The sequence below is a fragment of the Mesorhizobium qingshengii genome, assembly GCF_900103325.1.
Lineage (GTDB): Bacteria > Pseudomonadota > Alphaproteobacteria > Rhizobiales > Rhizobiaceae > Mesorhizobium > Mesorhizobium qingshengii.
The window spans coordinates 1-8,889 of sequence record NZ_FMXM01000054.1 but is presented as its reverse complement, the minus strand read 5'-3'; the positions used below and the strand labels follow the sequence as shown (position 1 = coordinate 8,889).

Annotated in this window: 6 protein-coding genes and 2 pseudogenes; 1 reads left to right on the top strand and 7 read right to left on the bottom strand. The window is 61.1% G+C overall.

The features are described from left to right. Positions 1 to 159 precede the first annotated feature (159 nt). From BLS48_RS33645 to nifH, 7 genes and pseudogenes are all read right to left on the bottom strand, one after another. Positions 160 to 409 (bottom strand): annotated as a pseudogene (locus tag BLS48_RS33645) (DUF269 domain-containing protein); the annotation flags it as partial. Positions 410 to 427: 18 nt separating this feature from the next. Further along, the gene (gene nifX, locus BLS48_RS33640; RefSeq protein WP_038654970.1) at positions 428 to 925 is read right to left on the bottom strand and encodes a nitrogen fixation protein NifX; all 498 of its coding nucleotides are present in this window, start codon (positions 923 to 925) and stop codon (positions 428 to 430) included. Beyond that, positions 912 to 2,273 (bottom strand): nitrogenase iron-molybdenum cofactor biosynthesis protein NifN, encoded by a 1,362-nt coding sequence (nifN, locus tag BLS48_RS33635; RefSeq protein ID WP_091586592.1) that lies wholly within the window; start codon positions 2,271 to 2,273, stop codon positions 912 to 914. Before nifN ends, nifX begins: the two co-directional genes overlap by 14 nt. Beyond that, positions 2,270 to 3,763, bottom strand: a complete 1,494-nt coding sequence (gene nifE / locus BLS48_RS33630; protein WP_091586590.1) for a nitrogenase iron-molybdenum cofactor biosynthesis protein NifE — start codon at positions 3,761 to 3,763, stop codon at positions 2,270 to 2,272. Before nifE ends, nifN begins: the two co-directional genes overlap by 4 nt. A 62-nt stretch (positions 3,764 to 3,825) precedes the next feature. Continuing rightward, a complete protein-coding gene (gene nifK / locus BLS48_RS33625) occupies positions 3,826 to 5,367 on the bottom strand; it encodes a nitrogenase molybdenum-iron protein subunit beta (RefSeq protein ID WP_091586588.1) in 1,542 nt (513 codons plus the stop codon). A gap of 135 nt (positions 5,368 to 5,502) precedes the next feature. Continuing rightward, positions 5,503 to 6,996 carry a nitrogenase molybdenum-iron protein alpha chain gene (gene nifD / locus BLS48_RS33620; protein ID WP_038654979.1) on the bottom strand — a complete coding sequence of 498 codons (1,494 nt, stop codon included), beginning with the start codon at positions 6,994 to 6,996 and terminating at the stop codon, positions 5,503 to 5,505. Positions 6,997 to 7,094: 98 nt separating this feature from the next. Continuing rightward, on the bottom strand, positions 7,095 to 7,988 hold the full coding sequence (gene nifH / locus BLS48_RS33615) for a nitrogenase iron protein (protein ID WP_038654982.1): 894 nt from the start codon (positions 7,986 to 7,988) through the stop codon (positions 7,095 to 7,097). A 668-nt stretch (positions 7,989 to 8,656) separates the two neighbouring features. Here nifH and BLS48_RS33610 point away from each other — a divergent pair. Further along, positions 8,657 to 8,889 (top strand): annotated as a pseudogene (locus tag BLS48_RS33610) (IS6 family transposase); the annotation flags it as partial.

Sequence of the window (8,889 nt, the reverse complement as noted above, 5' to 3'; positions counted from 1 at the left end):
ACCGTCGCTACTACGGCCATACGGCCGGCGTACGCGCCGAAGGTTTCCGGCCGGATCCACTTCAAGGAAAAGGGCGGCATCGCTGCCGCCCTTTCCGTATGCATAAGCCAGATCGGCTGGATTAAAAGTCTATGCCGCCCATGCCGCCAGGCATGCCGGGCCGCAGCGCTCCTCGATCGCAAGCCCGACAGCGGCGTAGAACTTATCAAGCCTCCAACGTCCGGATCGGGATCGCACAGCGCTGTTCCTTGGCGATGATGAAGTCTCCCAGCAGCTCGGCATCCGGTTTGCCTTCCCATGACCCGTGGGAATCCTGGGCACGGATCAGCCGCACGACGCATTTGAGGAACGCGGTGGCAAGGGCCGCCTCGTCCTCGGTGACGGCAGGGCTAACAGCTGCGTCAAACATTTCGCCTTCTCCTCATTTTCAGTCCTCGTCCTCGAAGGATGGTTTCTTCTCGGCGACGCCTGCCTCCGCCAGCACCTTGTGCAGCCAAGGGGGAGGACACGTCCTGAGCATCATCTGCGTGCGCAACAGCACCTCTTGGATGGTTTGGGGCTGCGGCACCTTGATCGGATGGATTTTCGCCGAAACAACCTTGGCTGCCCAAGGTCCGCCGATCGCCAGACAAAACAGCAGATGGCAGCCCTTCAGCGCCTCCACCTTCCGCGTGATGCGGTCATCACCCTCGGTTCGATGCGTCCCGTTCTCATCGGAAACGTCATCGAAGGCCAAGGCTTCCACGAGATGGCACTCCTCGCGCGTCACGTCGTAGACAGCAAAGCGTCTGGCCGAGCCGAAATGGGCATTGAGGTCCTTCATGTCCTGCGTGGCGATGGCTACGCGCAATGCGCCTGCTCGTCTTTCAGGGATCGGTGCGTGTACCTCGTCAGTGACGAGTGAGAGGCGACTAACGGGGCCCATCTGGCGTTTCTCGCTTGCGGAATGGATCAAGTTTCTCGGGCGTCGGCGCATGCCGGTTGGCCTGGAACATGTTGGCGACCTCGAAAACCAGATCACGGGTGCCCTGATAGAGGATTGAGAGCTTGTGCTGGCTGCCGAGCCGGTCGAAGACGGGGAAGCCGACGCGCATGAGCGGAATGCCAAGACGTTGCGATGCCTGGCGTCCATGTGAATGGGTGACCAGAAGATCAGCCCCGCCGGCAAGCGCTTCCAAATCGCTGAGATCGCCGATCTGAATCGAGGCCGCCGGAACCCTTTCCAGAACTTTCGACATATCGGTCGTGGTGACTGCCGCCGCAATTTCGGAGCCCATGCCGGTGAAGAAGGTCGCGAGTTGATAGAGTTGGTCCGGTTCAGCAGCAATCGCAATTTTCTTGCCTCCGAAATGGAAATGTCCGTCGAGCAACGCATCCTGCAATTGCGCCCGTCGACGGCGCACGCTGGCCGGCACAGACTCGCCAGAAATCACGGACAGCAGCGAGACGAACCGGTCGGCATCCTTCAATCCGGTCAGCGACTCGAACAGCACGTAAGGCACGCCGGTCATCTTCTGCAGCACCTCGGCCGGGTGACGCATATGCTCTCCGATGGCGATGCAGTGCGCGGCCGCGCCGAGCTCGCGGATATCCTCGACGCTGGTGCCGCCATAGGTGGTCGTAACCCACCAGTCGGGCACGGTGCCGTCGAGCGAGCCGGAGACATCCGGCAGTATCACCGGGTTGAGCCCAAAGCCTTCCACCATCTCGCGCAAATGCTCGATGTCAGCCACGGTGAGGTTCCAGCCGGGCAGGATGGCGATCTTCTTTGACTGGCGCGCCCGCTCGCCCGGTCGCGTCATGCCTTCGATCATCGCGCTGACAGCCTTGGCCCAACCCTGTTCGATCGCGCCGCTGAAATCCGGCGTGTTGGCCAGCACGATCTCCGTACCCGCGAGTTCTTCCGCCCGTTTCAGCCTGATGTCGGCAATGTCGCCTGCGCAATCTTCGCCACGGGTTTCCACCAGGGCCGTCGTGCAGACCCCAATCAGCTTTGGGTTCGTGCGGGTCTTCAGGTTGAGGATCGCCTGTTCCAGATTGTCTGACCCGCCGAGGATGGTTGTCACTTCATCCATCGCGGTGGTCTGTAGGGGAATCGCTTCCTTGAAATGCCGCACGAAGAGCACGAGCGCGAAGCTGGTGCAGCCTTGGATGCCGTGGAATAGCGGCACTGCGCCGTCGATCCCGAGAAAGGCCAAGGCAGCACCCAGCGGCTGTGACGACTTCAGCGGATTGACCGAAGCTGATTTGGTCTGGGAAAGGATGCGGGTCATCGTGTTTCCTCAACGCTCGCCGAAATCGTCGGCGTGGTGCCGGTGAACTTCTTTAAGGCATGCAGGCTCGCCGTCCCGCTCGTTGTGCTCGGCGGTTCGTCCTTCATGGCAGGCTGGCAATCCCACGGGGCCGGCTCGCGCACCTGGCGCCAGATCGGGTTATGAATGGCGAGGTCGATCTGGCGCACGAGTTCCACCATGCCGTCATAGCCGGCATAGGGGTGCTGGCGCTCCTGGTTGATGTCGAGCCAGGGCGTCTTGGCCTTGAGCGCGATGAATTGCGTGCGCCCGCCCGACAGCATGATGTCGGCCTTGCCTTCTGAGAGCATGGCGTAAAGGTCGCGCGCTGCCATCTGCTCGAACATGTGGTTGTCGTCCTGTTTGATGCGCTCCTTGTCTTCGAGCGTGGATTTCTTGACCGAGGTGCCGACGATCTCGATGCCGATCTCCATCAGTGCATGGACAATCGACCAAGACTTCACACCGCCTGTGTTGAGTACCAGGCGCTTGCCCTGGAGCCGCCGCCGGTAAGCCTCGAGCTTCTTCCACGCAATCGCCTCCTCCTGAGCGATCAGCGTCTCTGTGCGGGCGAGGATCTCTGGATCAGCGCCCTTCTTCACGAGCAGCTCAGCAATGTTGCGCAGTGCTTCCGAGGTGTCGGTGATGCCGTAGAAGGAGCCTTCGAAGAACGGGATGTCCCAGCGCTCCTCCATCTTGCGAGCCAGATTGATGAGCGCGGTCGAGCACACCATCATAGCCGCCCGGGCGCGGTGCGCAGAGGCAACGTCGAGGTAGCGCGCATCGCCCGGAATGCAGGCGCGCACCCGGATCCCGAGCCGATCGAGGAGCGGCTTCACCAGCCAGAATTCGCCGGAGAGGTTGAATTCGCCAAGGATATTGATGTCGTACGGCCCAGCGTCGTCGGGTTCCACCGTGCCGATGACGTGCTCGAGCAACGCCTCGGCGGCGAGCTTGTTGCCGAGGTTCTTGGAGCCGGCCAAGCCCGGCGCATTGACCGGCACCACGGCCAAGCCGAATTTTTCCCCCGCGCGCTTGCAGACGGCCTCGATGTCGTCGCCGATCAGCGCCGTCACACAGGTCGAATAGACGAAGATCGCCGGCGGCGCATAGGCTTCCTTGATCTCGCGGATCGCCTTGAACAGCTTGCGCTCGCCCTGCCCCATCACGACGTCGAGTTCGGTGAGATCGGTCGTGAAGCTCGTGCGCCACAGCGTTGCCCCGGACGAAGCCGCACCGCGGTTGTCCCAGGAGTTGCCCTCGCAGGCGAGCGGCGCATGGACCAGATGCGCGACGTCGGTGATCGGCTGCAGCACGATCTTGGCGCCGTCAAAAGCGCAGCCGCCGGCTGCCGCTCCCGGCGTCAGCGGCTTCGAGCAGCCCTCTTTGCGCGCTTTGGCATCCTTCCCGCAGTTTTTATCGCAGGCGGGCTCGTTGAAGACATCCTGGATTTTGGCGCTGAGCGATGACATTGCGTCGGTCTCCAAAGTCCATTGGGCAATGAACAGCCTGGGCGGAAAGCCGGCCGCCGCTCTTAGCGGGTGAGGTCATAGGAATAGTCCGTCACGCCCGTCTGGCTCGTCTCGCGATCGAGCTTGTCGAAGATCTTGTCGAGGATCGTCGTCAGCACGCGCAGCCCGCCCTGGTAGCCCATGAGCGCAAAGCGATGGTGATGGTGCCGGTCGAAGATCGGAAACATCAGCCGGATCAGCGGCGTGCCGGTGTCGCGCTCCAGATACTTGCCATAGGAATTGCCGATCAGCAGGTCCACCGGCTCGGTGAAGAGCAGCGAGCGCATCGCCCACAGGTCCTTGCCCGCCCAGACCTGAGCGTCCTTGCCGAAGGGCGAGGATGCAAGCAGTTCCTTCATCTCGGCTTCCCACGCCGAGGTGCCGTTGGTGGCGAGGCAATGTGTCGGCTCGCCACCGGTCTCCATGACGAAGCGGGCCATGGCGTGGACGAAATCCGGATCGCCGTAGATCGCGTATTTCTTGCCATGCAGCCAGGACTGGCTGTCAGCCATGGCGTCAACCAGTCGGCCGCGCTCCAGGCGGATTGTCTCGGGGATCTCCTTGCCGGAGATCGCCGAGAGCTCCATCAGGAATTCGTCGGTCGCCTGGACACCGAGCGGGTAATGGAACGAGGCGGTCGCCTGCCCGACTTGCTCGCAATATTCCAGCGTTTTTCGGGTGTTGTAATACTGCAGCGAAAGTGTCGCCTCGGCGTTGAGCGCCTCCTTCACGTCTTCGATGTTCGTGCCGCCGTCATACATGCGGTATTCGCCGTCCGACGGGGTGTCGAACTGGTCAGAGGCGTCCTGGATGAAGGTGTAGGACACGCCCATCAGGTCAAGCAGGCGTTTGAGTTCCCGGTTGTTGCCAACGCAGAAGCCGTCGAAGCCCGGAATGATGTTGATGGTTCCCGCGGCTTCCGTGCGCTCCTGGCCTTTCCAGAAGTGCTCCAAAATGCCTTTGACCATGCCGTCATAGCCGTCGACATGGCTGCCGACGAAGGCCGGCGTGTGGGCAAAGGGCACGTCGAAGTCGCGCGGGACCGAGTTTTCGTCCTTGGCGTTCTCGATGAAGCTGTGCAGGTCGTCGCCAATGACCTCCGCCATACATGTGGTCGAGACAGCGATCATCTTCGGGTCGTAGAGCTGGTAGGTGTTGGCGAGCCCGTCGACCATGTTCTTCAGGCCGCCAAAGACTGCCGCGTCTTCCGTCATCGAGGAAGAAACTGCCGAAGCAGGCTCCTTGAAATGGCGTGACAGGTGCGAGCGGTAATAGGCCACGCAGCCCTGGCTGCCGTGGACGAAGGACATGGTTCGCTCGAAGCCCGCGGCCGCGAACACCGCGCCGAGCGGCTGGCAGGCCTTGGCGGGGTTCACCACAAGCGCTTCGCGGGCGAGGTTCAATTCGCGGTATTCCCACGTCTTGGTGAACTCTCGTTGATCGGCAACGATCTGGTCCGGGTGCGGACATTCGAAATTCAGCTTCTTCTTGGCGAGCATCTGCCTGTATTCCGACTCCCGGAACAGGGGAGCGTGGTCGAGAATCTTTTCAGCCGACTGCGGCATTGGTGATTACCTCTTTTTCGTCTGGCCGGCCCTTAAGGCAGCTCGGGGACGTCGAGACGTTTTCAGGTCTCCCGCGGGCCACGGGGCCGCGGGCGTTCATCGTCTCCCTTGGGGAGACCAGGCGAAGGCCGGGTGTTATTCGGCAGCCATCGCCCGGCCATGGCTCGGGCTTTCTTTCCAAGGCGCCTGGTACAGGCCCCAGACCGGATTGTTGATCGCAAGATCCACGTCCCGCGCGAAAATGGCAAAGCCGTCATAGCCGTGATACGGTCCCGAATAATCCCAGGAGTGCATCTGACGGAACGGTATGCCCATCTTCTGCACCGGGTATTTTTCCTTGATGCCCGAGCCGACGAGGTTGGGGCGAACCCCCTCGATGAACTTTTCCAACTCGTAACCGGTCACGTCATCGTAGATCAGCGTGCCATTCTTCACGTAATGGCCGGTGCGCTGATAGTCGTCGTTGTGGGCGAACTCATAGCCGGTGCCGACGATCACCATGCCGAGATCCTCGTAGGCGGTGATGACGTGACGGGGGCGCAGGCCGCCGACATAAAGCATCACGGTATTGCCTTCGAGGCGCGGCCGGTACTTGGCAATGACCGCATCAACGAGCGGTCTGTACTTGGCGATGACCTTCTCGGCTTTCTCCTCGATTTCGGGCCCAAAATGCTTGGCGATCTTGCGCAGAGAGGCTTCGATCTGGGAGGGGCCGAAGAAATTGTACTCCATCCAGGCGATGCCATACTTTTCCTCCATGTGCCGGCAGATGTAGTTCATCGACCTGTAGCAGTGGATCAGATTGAGCCTGGCCTTTGGCGCGCGCTCTATCTCGGCGAGGGTCGCGTCGCCCGACCAGTTGCCGACCACGCACAGCCCTATCTCCTCGAGCAGGATGCGCGAGGCCCAGGCGTCGCCGCCGATATTGTAGTCACCGATCACGTTGACGTCGTAAGGGCCGGCCTCGAACCCGATGTCCTTCTTGTCGAAGACCCAGTCGCGGATCGAGTCGTTGGCGATGTGGTGGCCGAGCGATTGCGAGACGCCGCGGAAGCCCTCGCAGCGCACCGGCACGATCGTCTTTCCGTGTTCCCTGGCCTTGTTGCGGGACACGGCTTCGGTGTCGTCGCCAATCAGGCCGATCGGGCATTCGGATTGCACGGTGATGCCGTTGTTGAGGGGAAACAGTCCCTCAATCTCGTCAATTATCTGTTCCAGCTTCTTGTCACCGCCGAAAACAATGTCCTTCTCCTGGAAATCGGAGGTGAACTGCATTGTCCCGAACGTGTCGATGCCCGTCGTGCCGACGTAGTAGTTGCGGCGCTGCGACCAGGAATATTGGCCGCACCCGACCGGGCCGTGCGAGATATGGACCATATCCTTTACCGGACCCCACACCACGCCCTTTGAGCCGGCATAGGCGCAGCCGCGGATCGTCATCACGCCCGGAATGGACTTGATGTTCGATTTGACGTCGCATTCAGAAACGACCTCGCCAGCCTCGTCCCCGCTCTTTGCGACGCTAAGGTGCTTTTTGCGGTGCTTCGCCGCCTTGTCGGGATATTGCGACAGCACCTCCTCGACAAGCTTCGCATGGAGAGCGCCGTCATTCTTGTATTCCAGGCTCATGGGACCCCTTTAAAGGTTCGAGTGACGCCTCACCGACGAGGCGCCGTTCTTTGAAAGGCGCGTCGGCTCAAGGCCTCGCTTCGTGGCGGCAGCGGCGGTTACTGAGCGACCGCCTTTACGGCTTCCTTGGCGTGAAGCTCTGCAAGCATCTGCTCGTCGGTCTTCATGATGCCGAAGTCGAGCAGCATGTCCTCGAGCTCCTCCATGGTGATCGGGGTCGGGATGGTGCCCTGGCCAGAATTGGCATGGATCTTCTCGGCCAGCGCCCGGTATTCCCCCGCCTGCTTCGAATCCGGCGCATACTGGATCACAGACATCTTCCTCAGTTCGGCGTGCTGGACGATGTTGTCGCGCGGCACGAAGTGGATGAGCTTGGAATTGAGCCTGGAAGCCAGCGCTTCTGCGAGGTCAAGCTCGCGGTCGGTTTGGCGCTCGTTGCAGATCAGGCCGCCGAGCCGCACGCCGCCCGAATGGGCATATTTGAGGATGCCCTTGGCGATGTTGTTGGCGGCATAGAGCGCCATCATCTCGCCGGACATGACAATGTAGATTTCCTGCGCCTTGCCCTCGCGGATCGGCATCGCGAAGCCGCCGCACACCACGTCCCCGAGCACGTCGTAGGAGACATAGTCGACATCGTCATAGGCGCCGTTCTCCTCGAGGAAGTTGATCGAGGTGATGACGCCGCGGCCGGCGCAGCCGACACCCGGCTCGGGGCCGCCCGATTCCACGCATTTGATGCCTTTATAGCCAACCTTGAGCACGTCCTGGAGTTCGAGGTCTTCGACCGAACCTTCCTGTGCGGCGAGATGCAGGACCGTATCCTGCGCTTTCGAGTTCAGGATCAGGCGGGTGGAGTCGGCTTTCGGATCGCAGCCGACGATGAGGATCCTCTGCCCGAGGTCGACAAGGGCGGCGAGCGTATTTTGGGAGGTGGTGGACTTGCCGATGCCGCCCTTGCCGTAAAAGGCGATCTGACGCAGACCTGACATTATAGATTTCCTTCCTTTTTCCATCGGTCGCGGCTGCCCGCGACATAAATGCCGAGGGCAGCTCTCGCCGCCTCGCAACGAAGGGTCTCAAGATTCGTGCCAACTTTTCCGATGCATAGCCAACGGGACCTTCCTTTTTCTTTTCAGCTAGTTAGCTTGGGCTCTAACAAGTGCTCGTGCCAGATAAATGATTGTCGGAACACGTCGTGTAGCGGACCCGACAATGCCCGACACAAAGCGTCAGCTTCGAGCCGCTACCAGAAGTTGAGCCTTTAAGTCAGAGTCGATTTTTGGCTGCCTAAGGCTGCGGGCATAGCGACTGGCTTGCGTCGTTCCCGCCGCGGGACAATCAGACGTCCGTGCTCGGAGCTGCTTTGCGCATCGCTGGTTCGAGACGGACCGGCGAAGTCGGCATGGACGGCCTGAGGGGTGCACCGACGCTGACATCCTAGTCCGGTATGGAGAATCCGGCACCGATATTGCAGGCCGGACCATCACAACATGTCGGGCAGCGATGGCCATTCCCTCCGTGCAACGCCGCAGCAACGGCGGCCCTTCTGTCTATAACGCGGCTTAACGCAGCAACCCCTGTTGCAGCGCACCCAAACTGGCGGGGCGGTGCTGTCACATTGATTGAGGGGTAAGGAAATTGAGGTAGCAGCGCGCCCATGACCGTGAGTGCACCGACCTACAAGAACCACCGCTATCCGATCGAAATCGTGGCCCGTGCTGTCTGGCTCTACTTCCGCTTCAATCTGAGCCTGCGCGATGTCGAGGAAATGCTGCTCGATCGCGGGATCGTCGTTTCCTACGAGACCATCCGCCGATGGTGCCGAAAGCACGGCCCTGATTATGCGCGCCGCATACGCCGCAAGGCACCAACGAAAGACGATGTCTGGCA

What these genes read in the sequence shown, in the direction of transcription:
- nifH (WP_038654982.1), bottom strand. Translation starts at nt 7,988, where the DNA reads ATGTCAGGTCTGCGTCAGATCGCCTTTTACGGCAAGGGCGGCATCGGC.
- nifK (WP_091586588.1), bottom strand. Translation starts at nt 5,367, where the DNA reads ATGCCGCAGTCGGCTGAAAAGATTCTCGACCACGCTCCCCTGTTCCGG.
- nifD (WP_038654979.1), bottom strand. Translation starts at nt 6,996, where the DNA reads ATGAGCCTGGAATACAAGAATGACGGCGCTCTCCATGCGAAGCTTGTC.
- nifE (WP_091586590.1), bottom strand. Translation starts at nt 3,763, where the DNA reads ATGTCATCGCTCAGCGCCAAAATCCAGGATGTCTTCAACGAGCCCGCC.
- nifX (WP_038654970.1), bottom strand. Translation starts at nt 925, where the DNA reads ATGGGCCCCGTTAGTCGCCTCTCACTCGTCACTGACGAGGTACACGCA.
- nifN (WP_091586592.1), bottom strand. Translation starts at nt 2,273, where the DNA reads ATGACCCGCATCCTTTCCCAGACCAAATCAGCTTCGGTCAATCCGCTG.